At 62.4% G+C, this 18,425-nt stretch carries 10 protein-coding genes; 6 read left to right on the top strand and 4 right to left on the bottom strand.

Annotation, left to right across the window (positions count from 1 at the left end):
* The 4 genes from VEK15_22810 to VEK15_22795 all read left to right on the top strand — a co-directional run.
* Nucleotides 1-264 (top strand): hypothetical protein (locus tag VEK15_22810; GenBank protein HXV63551.1); only part of this gene is annotated, 264 nt, incomplete at its 5' end.
* Nucleotides 265-309: 45 nt separating this feature from the next.
* Nucleotides 310-1,239, top strand: a complete 930-nt coding sequence (locus tag VEK15_22805; protein HXV63550.1) for an arginine deiminase-related protein — start codon at nucleotides 310-312, stop codon at nucleotides 1,237-1,239.
* A gap of 94 nt (nucleotides 1,240-1,333) precedes the next feature.
* Nucleotides 1,334-1,651, top strand: a complete 318-nt coding sequence (locus tag VEK15_22800; GenBank protein HXV63549.1) for a helix-turn-helix transcriptional regulator — start codon at nucleotides 1,334-1,336, stop codon at nucleotides 1,649-1,651.
* Nucleotides 1,648-4,302 (top strand): ABC transporter permease, encoded by a 2,655-nt coding sequence (locus VEK15_22795; protein HXV63548.1) that lies wholly within the window; start codon nucleotides 1,648-1,650, stop codon nucleotides 4,300-4,302. The genes VEK15_22800 and VEK15_22795 overlap by 4 nt, the downstream gene beginning before the upstream one ends.
* 79 nt (nucleotides 4,303-4,381) lie before the next feature.
* On the opposite strand, the gene VEK15_22790 is transcribed toward VEK15_22795, so the two are convergent.
* From VEK15_22790 to pgm, 4 genes are all read right to left on the bottom strand, one after another.
* The gene (locus VEK15_22790) at nucleotides 4,382-9,070 is read right to left on the bottom strand and encodes a hypothetical protein (protein ID HXV63547.1); all 4,689 of its coding nucleotides are present in this window, start codon (nucleotides 9,068-9,070) and stop codon (nucleotides 4,382-4,384) included.
* A 323-nt stretch (nucleotides 9,071-9,393) separates the two neighbouring features.
* Nucleotides 9,394-10,545 (bottom strand): PLP-dependent aspartate aminotransferase family protein, encoded by a 1,152-nt coding sequence (locus VEK15_22785; protein ID HXV63546.1) that lies wholly within the window; start codon nucleotides 10,543-10,545, stop codon nucleotides 9,394-9,396.
* A 26-nt stretch (nucleotides 10,546-10,571) separates the two neighbouring features.
* Nucleotides 10,572-13,271 carry a mannose-6-phosphate isomerase, class I gene (manA, locus tag VEK15_22780; GenBank protein HXV63545.1) on the bottom strand — a complete coding sequence of 900 codons (2,700 nt, stop codon included), beginning with the start codon at nucleotides 13,269-13,271 and terminating at the stop codon, nucleotides 10,572-10,574.
* Nucleotides 13,268-14,866 (bottom strand): phosphoglucomutase (alpha-D-glucose-1,6-bisphosphate-dependent), encoded by a 1,599-nt coding sequence (gene pgm / locus VEK15_22775; protein HXV63544.1) that lies wholly within the window; start codon nucleotides 14,864-14,866, stop codon nucleotides 13,268-13,270. Before pgm ends, manA begins: the two co-directional genes overlap by 4 nt.
* 109 nt (nucleotides 14,867-14,975) lie before the next feature.
* Here pgm and VEK15_22770 point away from each other — a divergent pair, with 109 nt between their 5' ends.
* On the top strand, nucleotides 14,976-16,271 hold the full coding sequence (locus VEK15_22770) for a radical SAM protein (GenBank protein HXV63543.1): 1,296 nt from the start codon (nucleotides 14,976-14,978) through the stop codon (nucleotides 16,269-16,271).
* 270 nt (nucleotides 16,272-16,541) lie between these two features.
* Nucleotides 16,542-18,425 (top strand): hypothetical protein (locus VEK15_22765; protein ID HXV63542.1); only part of this gene is annotated, 1,884 nt, incomplete at its 3' end.

Genomic DNA, 18,425 nt, shown 5'->3' with positions numbered 1-18,425 from the left:
TACCCTCTCCTTCTCGACCGGCACGAGCTTCCCGATTCCGACGTTACCTGGTCGCTGCCGGGGATGCGACTCGACCCCGAGGCGATGGAGGCCTTCCAGAACGCCATGCGCGAGCTTTCGGAGCGCTTCGAGAGCGGAGCCTGGAAAGAGAAGCTCGAGAGGATTCAGACCCTGGATTTGTCTCGGGTCGAGGAGCGGATGAAAGAGGTCGAGAGGAGACTGGAGGAGCTCGAAAAGGAGCTCGCCAAGGAGGCCAACAAATAAGAATCGAGTCGACACGCTTCGGGGAGCGGGATGCTATCTTGATTCATGCGCCAGGCCGCCTCGGGCGTTCTGATGATCGAGCCCGTGGGGTTTCGTTTCAGCGCCGAGACCGCCAGGACGAACCGATTCATGAGGGCGCCCGAGGCAGCCCAAAACGTTCAGCCTCTGGCCCTCAAAGAGTTTCGCGGGCTGGTCGAGACGCTCGAGCGGGCTTCCGTGGAAGTCCTCGTGCGCCAAGACCTTCCGGAGTCCGAGACTCCTGATTCGATTTTCCCCAACAACTGGGTCTCGTTTCACGAAGACGGCCGCGTCGTCTTGTACCCGATGGAGCCTCCGACCCGGCGGCGGGAGCGGCGCCACGATATTCTGGACTGGCTCCGAGATGAGAAGGGGTTCGATCTCGTCGAGGTCGTGGATCTGACGCACCACGAGCAAGTCGGTCGTTTCCTCGAAGGGACGGGGAGCATGGTCCTCGACCGGGTAAATCGTATCGCCTACGCAGGAATATCGGCACGCACCACGCCGGCTCTACTCGAAGCATTCGCAAGCAGATTCGCGTTTTCCGTCGTGTCGTTCCGCACCTCAGATGCCGAAGGTGACCCGATTTACCACACCAACGTGCTTCTGTCCGTTGGAACCCGGATCGCGATCGTTTGCGGCGCCGCGATTCCCGACCTGGGAGAACGTCGCGCGGTTTTCTCGTCGCTCGAGAGCACCGGACTGGAAATCCTCGACATCTCCATGGAGCAGCTCCACGCGTTCGTGGGAAACACCCTCGAGCTTCAGGATCTCGAGGGCGAGCCCCTCTTCGCCCTCTCCGATCGGGCCCTCGCCGCTCTGCGCCCTTCGCAGAAGAAAGCGCTCGAACGATACGGAAGGCTCGTCGCGAGCCCGATTCCGGTGATCGAGGACTCCGGTGGAGGCAGCGTGCGCTGCATGCTCGCCGAGGTGTTTCTCCCTCGACGAGCCGGCTAAGCGGGTCGCAGTCGCGCCGCCACCTTGCTCTTCTAGTCGCTCCTTCGGACGTAGCTATCTTGATCCTATGTAGAGAACGATATAGCATGCGCTGGTGAGACTGACGTACCAGGGGGCTCTCGTGCTGCAGGCGCTCGCTCGAGGCGTCGGTTACGGTTTCGACATCATGGACTTCACCGGCCTCCCGAGCGGCACGACCTATCCCATTCTCCGGCGTTTCGAAGTGGAACGGCTGGTGCGCTCGCGGTGGGAGGATGGAAGAAGCGCGGCGCGGGAGGGCCGGCCGGCTCGACGCTACTACGAGCTCACCGCCGCGGGCCGGAAGGCGCTCGGCGCCGCTCTCGAGCGCTACGGCGAAAGTCGCCTCTTGCCCGATAAACTGCCCGCCTTGGAGCCCGAGTCCAATTCATGAGCCGACGATTCGCGCATGCGATCGCCCTTCGCCTTATCGATGCGGCGAGCGCGATCGTGCCGGCTCCCCGGCGAGATCGTTTTCGCGAGGAATGGCGCGCCGAGCTCTGGCACGCGCGGGACACATACGGCCGGTGGAGACTCGTTCGCACGTCCATCGGCGCCTTTGCCGATGCCCGCCTTTCGCGCCGCCTCCATCCCGGGAACCCAAGGAGGAATAGGATGTTGAGACGAGACCTCGCTCTGGCCCTCCGAGGGTTCGCGAAGCAGCCGCTCTTGGCTCTCGTCGCCGTTTTCACCCTGGCGGTGGCGATCGGGGCCAACACATCGATCTTCAGTCTCGTCAATGCCGTGCTCTTGCGGCCCCTGGACTACCCGGAACCGGAGAGCCTCGTCAAGATTCGGGGGAGGGATCTCGAAACGGGCGTCCTGCGCAATCTTTCCCCTGCCGACTTCTACGATCTCGCTGCGGCAAGCCGAACGATGGAATCGATGGGCGCTCATGGTTGGGTCGGATTCTTCACCGTAACCGGTGAGCTCGAGCCCGAGCGCGTCGGGGGTACGACCGTGACCGCCGGATTCTTCGAAACGCTCGGGGTAAAGCCAGTCATCGGCCGCCTGTTCACCGAAGAGGACGATCAGAAGGATGCACCACCGACCGTCGTCTTGACCCACGCGTTCTGGCAGCGTCAGTTCGGCGGTCGATTCGACGTGGTGGGGGAGAGTCTCACCGTCAACGCCGTTTCTCACGAGATCGTCGGGGTGCTACCGCAAGGTTATACCCACCCCGAGCCGAATCCGGAGCGCGAGCCCGCTCTGTACACGCTCTACCAGTTCGACCGAAGCGATCTTTCGCGCGACGGCCGGTTCGTTCGGGCTGTGGGTCGACTGGGGGAAGGTCGCTCGCTCGACGAGGCCCGAGCCGAGCTCGAATCGATTGCCGCTCGGCTCGAAGAAACCTACCCTGAATCGAACATCCACCGAGGCGTTCACCTCGAATCCTTGAAGGAATCCATCGTCAGCGATGCGCGCGCCGGCCTGCTCGTTCTGTTCGGCGCGGTCGGCGCGGTGCTTCTCATCGCCTGCGTGAATCTCGCCAACCTGCAGCTCGCTCACGGAGCCAAACGTCGACATGCGCTTGCCATCCACGCGGCCCTGGGCGCTTCTCGGTTTCGCCTCGTTCGAGCGCTCGTCATCGAGAGCATTCTCCTCGCCTTCGCCGGAGCCGCTCTGGGTCTTCTCCTCGCCTACGGGACGAGGGGTCTCATCACCGGGCGGTCCATTCCCCGAGCGGGGGAGCTTAGTTTCGACACCTGGGTGTTCGTATTCACGTTCCTGGTTGCGTCGCTGACGTCGCTCGTCTTCGGGCTCGTGCCCGCGCTCTCGCTCTCCAATCAGAACCTGGGAGGTCTGGTCGCCGAGAGGGCAACGAGGGGCGCGAGTGCGAGAAGGGGATCGAGACGCGTCTTGATCGCCGCGGAGATCGCGATTTCCGTGGTCCTGCTCGTGGGAGCCGGGCTGTTCGTCAAGAGCCTCACCCAGCTACGGAGTGTCGCGCCCGGTTTTCGAGCCGACCGTGTCTTGACCATGTCGGTCTCACTGCCTCTCGCTCGCTACGAGGAGGGCGAGCAGATTCCCTTCTACGAGGAGCTCTACGAGCGTCTGCGCTCGCTTCCCGGCCTCACCTCGGTGGGAGCCATCAATATCCTGCCGCTCACCAACAACTACTCCCAGGACGGCTTCCAGATCGACGATCGGCCCGTTCCCCGAGGAGAGAATCCCTCGGCGGAAGCGCGCTCGGTGAGCGCCGGCTACTTCGATGCGTTGGGCGTGCCTCTGCTTCGCGGACGTCTTTTCGACGAGCGCGATCGGGTGGAATCGCCCGGCGTCGTGATCATCAGCGAGGCCATGGCGGAGAGGTTCTGGCCGAACGAAGATCCGGTGGGAAAGCGCATCACTTACAACCGCGGGATCCCGGACGAGCTGAGCCTCGAGGTCGGCGGCGCCGGGTCGCGGGAGATCGTGGGCATCGTGGGAAACGTCAAACACCTGGGTCTGGACGAGGGCGTTATCCCGATGTTCTACACGCCTCAGCCACATCAGCCGTCGTTTCACACCATGACCCTCGTTCTGAGAACGTCTCTCGAGGCCGAAACGGTGGCGGGAGCCGTACGAGCGGAGCTCGCTCGAATGGATGACCAGATCCCACTCTATTCCATTCGCCCACTCGATGACGTTCTCGACGCCGCGGTCGCCTCGCCCCGTTTCCGCACGATCGTGGTCGGTCTTTTCGCCGCCGTTGCCCTCGGACTCGCTCTCGTGGGCGTGTACTCGGTGATGCGCCTCGTCGTCAGCCAGCGCGAGCAGGAGATCGGTATCCGAATGGCCCTGGGCGCGAGGGCAGGGGACGTCATCGGGATGCTCGTGGGAGAGACGATGAGACCGGTGGTGCTCGGCCTGCTCCTGGGTGTCATCGGAGCGCTCGCACTGGGACGGTTCGTGGCGAGTCTCCTGTTTGGAACGACCCCCAGCGATCCGGCGGTCTACGTTTCGGTCGCCGTCGCGCTCGCGCTCGCCGCTTTGATTGCCACGCTCGCTCCCAGCTTGCGTGCCGCCCGGATCGACCCCATCCAGACGCTTCGCCCCGAATAAAAAGCGAGCGGCCCTCGCTCGGACGCTGTAACGCTCCGAGCGAGGGCCTTCGAAACTCGCCTAGTCTACGTAGGTTGCCTCAATTGATGTTGATGGTAATGGAGTGCGAGCCCATCCCACCACGCATGTCGGTAGCCGTTGCCGTGATCGTATGCGTACCCACGGTGAGTGAAGACGTGGCGAGCGAGCTTCCCATTCCGAGGACGCCGTCCAAATCCGAGCTCCATTCGATGCTCGAGGAAAGGTCTCCGTCGAGCCAGTCCATCGCGGTGCCCTCGAACGTCACTTCTACGCCGAATCCGAAGTTGGAGTTGTCCAGCGGCGAGGTGATCGTCACCATCGGGACCCGGTTGGTCGTGGGGTTGCAGGCCGTGTTACCGGAGTCGGTAAACGCCTGGCCCGCTTCGGGTACGAACTCCCAGTCGTAGCTCGCGGGGTTGAGCGTCAGCTTGAGAACTCCATAGGCGGTGTTGTCTCGCACCTGGCTGTTCGCCTGGTTATCCAGGAAGGCGGCGTGGAACCTTCCTCCAGTTCCCACGACGAACTCGCGAATTCCCGTGGAATCGGCGATCCCGCCCGGATCCTGAGGCGCCAGCCTTTCGTAGATTTGATCGTTGCCGTTCACGACGACGTCGGCACCGTAGTCGTAGAGCAGGCGCCAGAAATCCAGCACGCTGTCTCGATCGACGAGCTCACCCGAGCTGAACCGCGGGTGGTGCCAGTAGGCCACGGTGCAGGCATTCGAGTTAGCCTCGAGGTCGTCTTTGAGCCACAGCCCTTGAGGCGAGTTGAGACCGCAGCCTCCGACCCGGTTGCAGACGCTGTTGAGCACGATGACGTGCCACGCACCCAGCTCGTAGCTGTAATAGCCGGTTGCTGGTTCGCCGGCGGCCGCGCCGAAGTAGTTGAAGTAGCCCGTTGCCCCAGGGGTGTTGTACTCGTTCGTGCCGATCGAGGGACGGGTTCGCGACTTGTGGCGGCCCCACACGGGATCGTAACAGGTGGTGAACTCGGAGGCGCTGCCGGTACTGAAGGCATTGTCGCCCGTCGTGAACACCGTTCCCGAGATACTGTCGAGAAGCTGAGCCGTCTTTTCGTCATCGTTGTCCAAGCAGTCGGAAACGTCGCCCGCGCCCACGAGCACTGGTGGGTCGGTGTCCCCCACGATGATGACGACATGGTCTTCTCCGGTGAGCAACACGGAGTCCTCAACGGTGGCGGTGACGACGTGCACCCCTACGGAAAGGGTCGTCAACTGGAAGCTCGCTCCGGTCCCCAGGTCTCCGTCGAGGTTGGAGCTCCAGCTCAGATTGCCGGATATGGGCCCGTCCTGTGTGTCGATCGCCGTACCGTTGAACGTGATCATATCACCCGAGTTGAAGTACCCTCCGTCGCCCGGCGATGCGATGGTAACGACCGGCGGGGTCTCGCCCGGCGGCACGACCGAGATGATGATTTGATCGGTCCCGTCGAGGCCGCCGCTGTCCGTAACCGAGGCGGTGACGGTATGGACGCCCGTGGATAGGGCAGAGGTGCTGAAAGAGCCCCCGTTGCCGATGAGCCCATCGATGCTCGAGGTCCACCCGAGACTCGCCGTGAGGTCACCATCCTCCGTGTCGTTGGCGGTTCCGGTGAACAGAATCGTGTCGCTTTCGTTAAAGAAGGACCCGTCGGCGGGCGCCGTGATCGTCGCCGTCGGCGCGAAGTTTCCGACTTTGATGGTGATGGCATCCGACCCGATGAGGCCTCCACTGTCCATTACCGATGCGGTGATCGAATGGAAACCGAGGGATAGCGTGCTCGTCGAGAACGATGCGCCGGTCCCGATGTTTCCGTCCACATCAGAAGTCCAGACGAGGTTCGCCGCGAGGTTCCCCTCCTCCGCATCCACGGCCGCGCCGGTGAACTGGATGTTGGCTCCCACGGCGAAGCTCGCCCCATCGGTCGGATTCTGTATCGTCACCACGGGCGTCTGGTTCACCGCGCAGCGCAGATCGAGCTGGACGGTCAACGTGGCTCCAGTTTCGACGGAAACGCCGTCATTCAGCGTCACGGCGTGTCCGGCGCGGAAAACGACGGAAGCCGGAGCCATGATCGTGTAATCAGGCCCGACGCTGAGCGTGCCGCAGGCCCACACGAGGCGGTCAGTCGTGACCACGTCGTTGGACACCGTGGCATCGCCGGCGAACTCTGGGGGGAGGTAGTTGATGTGCAGCGACGGGGCCTGGCTTGGATTCCCTTCGAAGGACACCGCGGTCCGCAGACCGGTACCGCTGAGGATCAACGCGAGAGAATTTCCACTCGTCCAACCCCCTCGGTCCACGATCTCTTGAATGATCGGGGCCAGGTTGGGAGTGCGCTCGCCGGCGCCGGCTTGCCCCACCGTATCCCAGGGCGGCGGGGACCAGCTCATCGCCGACGCGGTTCGCGGCCGTTGCGAGATGTTCCCGTTGGACAGGACGAAGGTCGCCGCATTATCGGCGGCCTGTCCCTCGATGACGAGTGCGGTTGGCCCTCCGTGCGCCTCGTCGGCATGAAACTGTACGTAGGCTCCAAGAATCTTCGAGCCCTGCGGCACGGTGACGCCGTTGAATCGAAGTCCAACGACCTGGACGAAAGCCTGCGCCGACGTCATTTGGAGATCGGCGCTGTTCAATGTCACGAACCCTCCCTCGACGAGCTCCTCGGCGTCGTCGGACAGCGCCGCGACCTGAGAGTTGGCTACCGAAGTATCGACCGTCCCGGTCACGGTGAGCGTGACCTCGTCGCTAGCCACGAGCTGTCCGTCATGCGCCGTCAGGCGGAACGTGTACGTGCCCGGCTCGAAGAAGCTGACGAGCGTATCGACCGCCGCGGGGTCGTCGAGGACCGCCAGTCCGGGGCCGCTGAGAAGCGTCCAGAACGTCACCAGGGTGGGTGGACTCGGAAGGCCGTCGTCGGAAACCGTTCCGTTCAATAGAGCGGAGGCCGCCAACGTGACGGCCTGGTCCGGACCGGCGGAGACGCTCGGAGGATTGTTGCCCGGCGTCAAGGGGGGAAGAGACATTTCGAAGATCTTGCCGTCGTTCTCGTTGGGGTTGACGTTGTTGTCCACGCCCCGGTCGGCCACGTAGAGATTGAAGATCAGCGCGTCTTGACTGCTGGGTGCGTAAACAAGACCGGACGGTCGGTTCGGCACGGCCGAGGAGATGTCGATCATGCGTAGGAGCGTGCCGTCGACGGTTACCTGGGCCACCAGGTGCTCCGGCTCCCCCACGATGTAGAGATGATTTCGCAAGTGGTCGAAGGCGATGCCCTCGGGGACGGTGATGCCGAAGACCTCGGTGTCGAAGCTCGTCACCACGTCGTCGCCGCCCACGGCGGGTACGCCGTCGAACAATCCGTTGACGCCGGGGCTCACGCGATAGATTTCGGAGCTCAAACTGTCGGCGACGAAGAGAACGCCCTGCGTCGTGTCGTAGGCGATGCCTTCGGGGTCGTTGCTTCCGAAGACGCCGGTGTCGAAGTCTCCCGCCACAATGTCATCGACGGTGCCGAACATGCCATCGGTTCCGGGTGCGAGCTCCCACACCTGGACCAGATTGTCGTCGGTAAAAAAGAGATGCCCGGTGTCGGGATTATAGGTGACTCCCGTCGGCTCGTCAGAGAACGACAACGTGTTGAACGTGTCGACCAGGCTGCCCGCCGTGGTCGCCTCGAAGACGTTGGCGTCGGCGTAGATTGCCATCTCGTTGACCTCGGAGTCGGCGATGAACAAGTTGCCCGAGCCGTCGTAGTAAGCCAGGCCCGACGGATCGGGGCTCGGAGGCCCGAACTGCGAAGTGTCGATGGTCTGGACGAGGGTCGCGGTGGTCGACGGCAGCATTGCCGGCGGAGCCGGATGAAACGACAACTCGAAAATTTCTTCACCCGCGCGTCCCGAGCTGGAAGCGGATACATACAGGCTCATCCGCGATGGGTCATCGGTCGTGTCACCGCTCGGCGCGAAGCTCAAGCCATGGATGGCGCTGAGCCTGAGAGAGGAAATGTCGCGATAGGCCACGACCCGGCCGCTCGCGCTCAGCTCGAACATTCGCTGCCGCGAGATGCTCGCGACGTGAAGGTTGCCGCTCTCCGGGTCGACTGCCAGACCTCGAGCATCGTCGAGTCCCGCACGGCCGAGATCGATCTCGGAAATCGCGCTGAACTCCAGGCTGCCGTCGGCGAAGCGCCGGGCGCGCACGATTCGAGCTCGGGTGGCATCGAGCAGGTAGATGTCTCCGGTGTGGGCATCGACCGCGAGGCCTCTCGCGTCCTCGACTCCGAGTGCCGTCGCGTCGGAACGTCGGGCGGAATCCCGATCGAGCGTTCCGTCCGCTCGTATCGAGAGCTCGATCCACTGCCGTCCACCCGAGAGATAAGCCAACATCCGGCTGGCTCGACCGTCGACGGCGACGTTGATCGGGTCGATGCGATCGGCGAAGCGCAGCAGGTCTCGGCGCTCACCCGTCGAAGAGAAGGTGAGGATGTCAGAAACGGCGCTCCGGGAATCCGATTCCCCGGCGCGGACCATGAAGAACGTGTTGCCTCTAGGAGAGAACGCCGATCCGGCAACCTTCGAGCCAGCGAGCTCTTCTTCTCCGACGGTGCGGACCAGCCTCCAATCGGACTCACCCTGGGCTGGGCTCGTCCGCGGGAGGGCGATGACGAGGAGGAGCGCTAGTGAAAAGACGAGGCGCGTCCCCCGACCGATGATGCGAAATGAGGAAAGTTGATTCGTTGTCTTCATGGTTAGAAGTTCCTAGGTCTCGTCCCGCGGTCCCTCCGAGCGGACCGCTCCTAGCGAAAAGGGACCCTCCTGCGTTGGAGAATCCACGTGAGAACGTCCACGCTAAACAGCCACTGCAACGGGGAGGTGCTGCACTAGCTCGATGCAAGGCCTGCTTGGTGGGCGTGAGCTAGGAAGGGTGGGGAAGATCCTCGCTTCCCAGGGAAGCAAAGCCTCAGCGATCTTTATAACGACTTTCCGTCTTGATGTCAATCAGAAAAGGACGCAGGTCAAATTGGCCACGCCCGTAGAGCCGGGTGATGGCCGGTTTTGTTCCATGGACGCTATATCTTGTCGAGCGCCTGAGCGAGATCGGCGATCAAATCCACTCCGTCCTCAAGCCCCACCGAAAGCCTCACCAGGCCGTCGGTAATCCCAACCCGCTTCCGCTCGGCCTCGTCGACGTCGGCATGCGTCATCGTCACCGGATGGGTTACGAGCGACTCGACGGAGCCCAGGTTCTCCGCCAGGCTCCATAGCTCGACGGCGTCCATGAGCTTCTTGCCGGCGGCGAGGCCGCCTTTCAACTCGAACCACAGCATCGCGCCGAACCCCGTGGCCTGACCCTTGGCAAGGTCGTGCTGGGGGTGGGACGAAAGACCGGGGTAGCAGACGCTCTCCACCTTGGCGTTCGATTCGAGAAAACGCGCGATCGCCATGGCGGTCTCCGACTGAGCGTCCATCCGGATGCTCAGGGTTTTGACTCCTTGGAGCGTCAGCCAGGCCACCTGGGGGGACAGAATCGTGCCCGTCGCGTTCTGCACGAAGCGGACCTGCTCGTCGAGCTTGGCCGTCCGACTCACGACCGCGCCTCCGACCGTGGCGTTGTGGCCGTCGAGATACTTCGTCGTGCTGTGTACGACGAGCTCGGCGCCGAGCTGTAGAGGTTTCTGGTAGTAGGGCGTCAAGAACGTGTTGTCCACGGCATGAGGAATTCCGCGCTTCCGCGCGATCTCGGAAACGGCGGCGATGTCGGTGAGCTTCAGAGTTGGGTTTGCCGGCGTTTCCGTGAGAATGAGCTTCGTCTCGTCCCTGATGGCGGCGCTGACGTCCTCGGGCCTCGACGTATCCGCGAAGGTGAAGCTCACGCCGAAGCGCTGAAAGATTTTCGTGCAGAGGCGATAGGTACCTCCGTAAGCGACATCGGAAACGATCGCATGGTCGCCCGCGTTCAGGAAGGCGAGAACAACGGCCTGGATGGCGGCCATTCCCGTGGCGAAACAGGAGCAGTCGGCGCCCCCTTCGAGCGCGGCGAGTTTCTTTTCGAGAGCTCTGACCGTCGGATTCCCCGAGCGGGAGTAGGAATAGCCCTTCGAGAGGTACTCGTCGACCGAGCGTTGCACGAAGGTCGTCGACTGGTAGATTGGGGTCAGAATCGAGCCGGTCGTCGGATCTGGCTCGACCCCTGCGTGAATCTGTTTCGTCCGAAAGCGCATGGTTTCTCCTTCGCCGGCGGGTGATGCTAACTCGAAACGGCGTTCGCGAGCTTTCGCAGGATACCGTCTGGCTCGCGAAGCGCCAAGTGGACGATTTCATCGGCGCGCTCTTGGCTTGCGGCGACGGCATAGATACGAAGCTGAGGGGCGTTGCCCGAAGGCCGAATGTGGGCGATATCCCCGTTGTGAAAATGAAGCCTGAGTCCATCGAGCCGGTCGATCCGGTCGACCCCATCGAAGCCGAGCTCGGATGAAAAGAAGCGGTCGAGCTGCGTCTCGCCCTCGAGGGAAGAGAAGTGCTCCAAGACGGCCCGGCTCGTGTCCTGAGGAAACTCGTCGAGAAGTCCCGCCTTGCTGAAACGCCGGGGAAGTTGTGCGAAGAGCTCGACGAGGCTCTCATCTCGTTCCCGAGCCGCGTGCAGGATCGCCAGGATGGGGAGCACGGCATCCCGCGACGGCAGCGCCTCGAGACGCTTGCCATCTTCTTCGATTGGCGAGCCAATCATGAAGCCCCCATTCGCCTCCCACCCCACGACGCGGCGGTAACCACCCGACTCGCGAAGCTCTTCCATCGCCTTCACCACATAAGGCGATCCAATCTTCGTCTTGGTAACCGGAACGCCGCGCGCCTCGAACCAGATATCGACCGCATCGTTCACGCTCACCGGTACGGCAACGGCGTCCGCCCGCAAGAAATCGGCAACCAGAATTCCGACGAGATCCCCGCCGAAGAAGCGCACGCGCCCGTCAGGCTCCACACCGGCGATGAGCGGACGATCGCTGTCTCCATCCGTCGAAACGATGGCATCCACCGGGCTTTCGTTCCCGATCTCCTGCAGCTCGCGAAGCCGCTCCTCGGTGATGTCCTCGGTGTCGATAGGAACGAAGGCGTCGCTTCTTCGGACCGCTCGCACTTCCGCGCCGAGTCGTCGCAGCAGCTCCACCAGCAGATCGCGCCCGACGGCAGAGTGCTGGAACACCGCGACCCGCCGTCCGGAGAGGCCGTTTTGCGGGAAGAAATCCAGATACCTTCTCGAGTAGGTGCTCGCGCCTTCATCCACCGGTCGGGGAAGCGAAGGGCGTCGTCTCGGCTTGAAGGATCCATCGTCCGCGAACGGGGATTCGTTCTCGGGCCTTCGGTATTCGATGCGGCGGGCCCGGGAGACCGCTCTTAGAATGAGATCTTCGTCCTCCTTGAGCACCTCGCCCGATGGCTTACCGAACTTGATGCCGTTGCGGTCGAAGGGGATGTGGCTGCCGGTGACCATGATGTGGGCGCGACCCTTTTGGATCGCATAGAACGTCAACGCCGGGGTGGGTAGGCTCCCCAGGTTCTCGACCCTGAAGCCGGCGTCGACGAGAGCGCGAGAGACGGCTTGCTCGATGCGCGCACTCGACGGTCTCAAATCGGACGCGATGGCGACCGGATCCCCTTTGTAGATCTGCCGCCCTTCGGTAAGGTGAGCGACAAACCCCCGGGTGTTCACGTAAGCCTCGAGATCCGTGATGTCGCGAACCAGACCCCTCAGCCCGCTCGTTCCGAAACGCAGCTCCACCGGCTTTCGACCCCTGAACAAAGGCTCGGGCTCCGGTGTCAGCGCCTTGAAGAGCGTTCCCTTGCCGCGAACGACGTAGGGCACACCGGCAAGCACGACGCAGGATTCGCCTTTCGCCAGTTCGAGCCATTTCGTTCCCGAGGAGATCGTCACCGGCCCGTCGGCATCCGCGACGAACAGGATCTCGGGGCCACGGCTCGGCTCGTTCTCGTGCGCCCGGCTCTCGATCACGTCGATGCGTCGCAGCTCGAACTCCACGGCGGGGGTTTCATAGAACGATTCGGTGTCGCTGAGCCGCTGACGGTTCCTTACTTCCGGTCTCTCACTCTCGAAGCGGACCGTTCGCTGGAGCTCGGGCAGGTCGACGTGCTTGCTCGTGAGCCCTCCCCGGAGAACGTTGTTGGAGCTCGACATGATCTCGATACCGGAGCCTTCGAGGTAGGCGTGGAGGGTTCCCGCGTCGAGGAAGAGGGCTTGCTCCGGGCGGAGGTGGACGAGGTTCAGCAGAAGGACGGAGAAGAGCCCGGGGTCGTGATGGCCGCTTGCGGAAAACACCGTCGCGGCGCGGACGAGCCAGTGCTCGGGGTGAGTGCGCTCGAAACTCTGGTCTCGCAGCCGGGCGAGAAGCGGCTCGAGAATTCCGTCGACGTCGTTTTTCTCGAGCGTCATCAATTTCTCGTAGAGCCGCCGGAGCCCTTCGGCCGTCGTCTCGAACCCGGGGACGAATCGTGACAGCTCGGGCACCTCCCGCAACAGCGAAGCGATCTCCGACAGGGGTCGGAATCCGACGAGGGCGTAGAAGTCCGTGAGGGCGACGATGAGCTCTGGCTTCGGTCGCGGATCTCGGTAGTTGCGTTGGGGCGCGGAGAGAGGAATTCCGGCTGCGTTCTCTCTCTCGAAGCCTTCCCTCGCTTGCTGCGCCGTTGGGTGCGTCTGGACGGAAAGCGGCCTCGCGGCCGACAAGACCTTCATCAAGTAGGGCAGCTCTCCCTCGAGAACGGCGCCGAGTGGAGCTCCGTCGACCAGTGAAGGCAAATCGGGGTGGGTGCCGAACCACAGCTCGGCAAACGGCTGGTCGTGGGAGTTGGCCTGGCCGATGAGGCGAGGAATGAACTCCGCGTCGCCCCAGGCATAATGCTGCACTCGGGGGGTGAGACGGTGGAGACTCATTGGTCGAGGACGCGCCGGAGCATCGCCTGGGCCTCTTCCTGGATCCGCCGCAGGTGAGCTTCGTCTCGAAAGCTCTCGGCGTACAGCTTGTAGACGTCCTCGGTGCCGGATGGACGCGCCGCGAACCAGCCGTGCTCCGTCACGACCTTGAGCCCTCCGATGGCGGCCCCGTTGCCGGGGGCCTCGGTCAACATCTGTCGAATCGGATCACCGGCCAGCTCTCGAGCGCTCACGGCATCGGGGGAGAGCTTTTTGAGAACCGCCTTCTGAGCCGGCGTCGCCTTCGAGTCGATGCGCTCGTAGACCGGGGCGCCCAGCTCGCGGGTCAATTCATCGTAGATCTCGCCGGGATCGCGACCGGTCGCCGCCGTCATTTCCGCGGCGAGAAGACCCAGGACGATCCCGTCTTTGTCGGTTGTCCATACGGTACCATCGCGACGGAGGAACGATGCGCCGGCGCTTTCTTCCCCACCGAAGCCCAGTGAACCATCGAGAAGGCCCGGCACGAACCATTTGAAACCGACGGGCACCTCCACGAGCTTCCTGCCGAGATGCGCCGCGATGCGATCGAGGATGCTGCTGGTGACGAGGGTTTTTCCGATTGCGGCGGAAGGCCGAAAGCCCGGCCGGTGGGAGAAGAGATACGAGACCGCGGCGGCGAGGTAGTGGTTCGGGTTCATAAGCCCGATGCTCTTCGTCACGATACCGTGGCGATCGTTGTCGGTGTCGTTGGCGAAGGCGACGTCGAATCGGTCCTTGAGCGCGATGAGCCCCGCCATCGCTCGAGGCGACGAGCAGTCCATGCGGATCTTGCCGTCCCAGTCGGGCGGCATGAAGGCGAACGTCGGGTCCACTCGGTCGTCGACGATCTCCATCCGATCGAGGCGGTATCGCTCGGCTATCGGACCCCAATAGGCCACCCCCGCGCCTCCCAGCGGATCGACGCCGAGGCGCACGTTGCGCACCTTGTCCATGTCGACGACCGTTTCGAGATCGGAGATGTACGAGGAGACGAAATCGTGACGGTGCGTCGTAGAGGCGCCCATCGCCCGCTCGTAGGACGTGCGCTGGACCCCCGAGAGCCCGTCGGCGAGAATCTCGTTGGCTCGACTTTCGATCCAACCGGTCACGTCCGTATCGGCCGGGCCGCCATGGGTGGGGTTGTACTTGAGCCCGCCGTCCTCGGGCGGGTTGTGCGACGGAGTGATGACGATCCCGTCCGCAAGCCCGCTGGACCGGCCGCGGTTGTAGCCGAGAATGGCGTGGGAGATCGCCGGAGTCGGGGTGAATCCGAGCTCGGCGTCGATCATGACCGAGACGTGATTGCCGGCCAGGACCTCGAGCGCCGTGGCACGCGCCGGCTCGGAAAGCGCGTGCGTATCGGCTCCGAGGAACAAGGGCCCCTCGATCGCCTGGTGTTTCCGGTACTCGCAGATCGCCTGGGTCATGGCCAGGATGTGGTCTTCGTTGAAGCTGCGCGACAATGCGGAGCCTCGATGGCCCGACGTGCCAAAGGCGACCCGCTGGGAATCGATGCTCGGGTCGGGCCGCTCCTCGTAGTAGGCGGAGACGAGCCGGGGTAGGTTCACGGCCATGTCGGCGATCGTAGCAGGAGAGTTTTGGTTTTGAAGGAATTTTCTCCTAAAATGTGTTTTCTTGGACCACAGACCTCTGCTCAGTTCACCACGAAATGGAGATCCGTAAATGTCTGATACGACTGAAGTAGCGCCCGCGGAGAGTGCGAGCTCCGCGGCCCCGTACCGCATCGATGTCAAGCTGCACGAGATCCTGATGGACGGATCGAACGGCAAGGACAACGGTGCCTCTTCCCGGCACGACCGGGGAAGGCTCACCCTGCCCGAGCCGGTTTACCCCCAGAGGGCGTACCTGGACGGGAACGAGCCCACGCTCACCGAATACCAGCGCATGAACGCAAAACGCACCTGGAATGCCTGGGGAAAGCCGTACTTCCAGTCCCGTTCACTGAAGAATCGCAAGGAGCTTCGCCCGATCATCGCCTACCTGTTTACCGACTATAAGTGCAACCTGGACTGCCATTACTGCTGGGCCTATAACAACGCCGTCCGGGGGATGAACGAAGACACGGCGCGGCGATCGGTGGATTGGCTCGAGTCGCTCGGAAACCGCGTTCTGGCACTCATGGGAGGAGAGCCTCTGCTCCGGCCCGATTTCGTCCACAAGGTGACGGACTATGCGGCCAAGAAAGGATTCTTCGTGTACCTCCCGACCAACGGCCGGCTCATGCGTCCCGATGTCATCGATCGACTCGGCGACTCCGGACTCGCGACCGTGAATATCGCCGTCGACAGCATCGAGGTCAGACCGTCGCTTCCCAAGGCGCTGGCTCCCATCCGCAACAACTTCGAGTACCTGCTCGACCGCCAGCGCCGTTACGGATACACCGTCGCAATCAACACCAACATTTGCCGCAACAACATGGACGACGTGCGTGCCCTGACCGAGCTCGCTCTGGAGCGAAACATCTCGATCGACTTTCACATCAACGAGGCGCCGATGATCGAGCAGGACCACTTCAAGCACTACGACGAGAACGAGACCTATCTGCGGCCGCAGGACTACGAGAAAGTCGACGATCTGCTCGACTGGATCATCGAGCGACACGAGGGGGGACAGCGTGTCGTCAACCCGCTGTCTCACCTTCACGAGATGAAAAACCTCATGCGTGGCGAGGTCAAACAACGTTGGAACTGTCGCGCGGGACACAACATGCTGATCATTCGGGTGGACGGGACGCTCGCCCCTTGTTTTCCGATGTACTCGGCTTCTCACGACTGGGGCACGGTAGGAAACCACAAATTCGACCATCAGCAGCTCGACGAGATGAAGGAGGAGTGCACCAAGCACTGCCTTTCGACCTGCAATTACATTCTCGGCTTCTGCTACAACACCCGACGCGTGGTCTGGTGGGGTCTCAAGCAGGCCATGAGAGGCTTCAAAGGAGTCAGCGGAAGCTTCTGACGTTTCTCGCCTGAAAATATTGCTCTCCTTGCGTCCGCGATTCGGGCGGGCAGGCCGTGCTGGGGCTCGCCCGAATCTCGCCACTTCGTTACAATAGTTCATAGACCCGACAACCCAATCAGTCCGACGACTTTCGGAACAGAATATTCATGAATTGCGGAAATTTGGTCGCCGCGCTCCTACCGACCGGACGGTTGGGCGAAACTGCGGTGGTCCTTTGCGTCCCGATCTAAACTGTAGGTAGAAGCTCCGCCCCTCTGGAGGAACACGATGCTGACCGAGTTCGAGGAAATCGTCAGAAGCTCAGCTCCCGGACCGGTGGAGGATGAGATATTTTCCTTCCCCGAGTACCTGGAGCTCGTCAAGAGCGAGCCGTGGACGACGCGTAACACCTTTCAGCTGCTCCACGACATGCTTCTCTCGAGCGGTATCGAGCGAACGCTCGTCCCCGGCAAGCCGATCCGGCATCGCTACAACTTCTTCGAGAACGATGCTCTCGTCGGCCTCTACGTCGTCTTCGGCCAGCAGAAGGCGAAAGAGAATCTCGTCGAGAAGATAGACAATGCGAGCCGCGGGCTTGAGGCTTCGAAGCGCCTGTGGATTCTTCTCGGTCCGCCGGGCGCCGCGAAGTCGCGTTCGATGGACGGAATCAAGACCGCGCTCAACGTCTATTCTCAGTCGGACGAAGGCAAGACCTACACGCTGCTCCTACCCACCGTCGACGAGCGGCTACGGGAGAAGGCTCTTTTCGAAGAGGGTGGAGTCTACTACTTGCAAGCGCCAATTTTCGAGAGGCCGCTTCAGGTGATCCCGAGGAACTTGAGGCCGGCTTTCATCGCCAGGCTGAATGGTCTAGTCGAGCACGATCGGGTCAAGGACTTTCTCGACCGGCATCCGCACTACGATGGCGAGTTCCGCATGGCCATCGACGGTCTCATTTCACCGTTCTCGGACTTCGTTCTGCAGGAGTTCATGAGGGCGAAGCGAATCGACTTCGCCGGGCTGTTGCCTTTCTTGAAGGTTCGGCGAATGGTCTACGATGCGCGCACCAAGTCCGGCATCGGCTCCTACACGCCGCGGGACGAGAAGAGCCAGGAGGCTGGCTCGCTCGTGGGGAACATCGACTACAGCCTGTTACCGCGTTTCGGAAGCGAATCTCACCCGCTGGTTCATGATTACAAGGGCGAGCTTTGCGCCGGGGCGAATGGCTTCGTGGAGATTCACGAGATCCTCAAGCTATCGGACCGGTTTCTCTATGAGCTGCTCTTCGCGACTCAGGACCGATTCTTCAAACCGGAAGGTCAGCCTCCCATTCCTTTCAACGGAGTCATCATCGGTCACACGAACTTTCACGAGTACAACATGTTCATGGCCAACGAGACCTTCGAGGCTCTTCGGTCCAGGACGACCTTCATCGAGATGCCGCTGTCGGTCAATTTCAAGGACGAAGAGCAGATCTACGCTTTCACCTACTCCAACGCTCAGCGCAGCTGGAGCTCGAGCAAGAAGCATCTCGCGCATGTAGCCCCTCACGCGTTGGAGTTCCTGAGCCTGGTGGCGGCGATGACGCGGCTCTACGAGTCCAAACAGAACCCCAACTTGACCCTGCTCCAGAAGGCCCTCATCTACGCCGGTCGGGCCGACAGCGGCGTGGACAACAACATGGCGCGAACGGTGCTCGATGAGTTCGAGTTCGTCAAGCCCTCGGAGGGCACTTTCGGACTCGATCCCCGCTTCATTCAGAACGTCTTCGAGAACACCGAGCATTTTCAGATCAACGAGTATCAGGCCAACATCAACCGTCTGCGGAACGAGGACGGCGTGCCCGCGATGATCACCTCCATCGCTCTGAAGAACCCTTGCGTTGCCCCGATGGACCTCTACCTGCGGATGGAGAACGCTCTGAAGGAGTCCTTCGCAATCAACAAGGCGAAGCTGGGACATTTCGTCGAGAAGATTCTTCCGCAGGCCAAACAATGGATCCTGAGCCAGATCGCAACGGACGTGTACGGCTCGGTCCTCCGCGACGAGTCGGTGGTCGAGAGCACCTGGAAGAAATATACCGACCACGTCAGAGCATACGTCCACAACACCAAGGTCAAGCACGAGGTCACCCATGCCGACGTGCAGCCCGACGAGAAGTTCATGCAGGCG

The sequence above is a fragment of the Vicinamibacteria bacterium genome, from assembly GCA_035620555.1.
Classification (GTDB): Bacteria; Acidobacteriota; Vicinamibacteria; order Marinacidobacterales; family SMYC01; genus DASPGQ01.
The sequence above is the reverse complement of the archived record's forward strand: the minus strand, read 5'-3'. Positions and strand labels throughout refer to the sequence as shown.

What these genes read in the sequence shown, in the direction of transcription:
- VEK15_22805 (HXV63550.1), top strand. Translation starts at nt 310, where the DNA reads ATGCGCCAGGCCGCCTCGGGCGTTCTGATGATCGAGCCCGTGGGGTTT.
- VEK15_22795 (HXV63548.1), top strand. Translation starts at nt 1,648, where the DNA reads ATGAGCCGACGATTCGCGCATGCGATCGCCCTTCGCCTTATCGATGCG.
- VEK15_22790 (HXV63547.1), bottom strand. Translation starts at nt 9,070, where the DNA reads ATGAAGACAACGAATCAACTTTCCTCATTTCGCATCATCGGTCGGGGG.
- VEK15_22785 (HXV63546.1), bottom strand. Translation starts at nt 10,545, where the DNA reads ATGCGCTTTCGGACGAAACAGATTCACGCAGGGGTCGAGCCAGATCCG.
- manA (HXV63545.1), bottom strand. Translation starts at nt 13,271, where the DNA reads ATGAGTCTCCACCGTCTCACCCCCCGAGTGCAGCATTATGCCTGGGGC.
- pgm (HXV63544.1), bottom strand. Translation starts at nt 14,866, where the DNA reads ATGGCCGTGAACCTACCCCGGCTCGTCTCCGCCTACTACGAGGAGCGG.
- VEK15_22770 (HXV63543.1), top strand. Translation starts at nt 14,976, where the DNA reads ATGTCTGATACGACTGAAGTAGCGCCCGCGGAGAGTGCGAGCTCCGCG.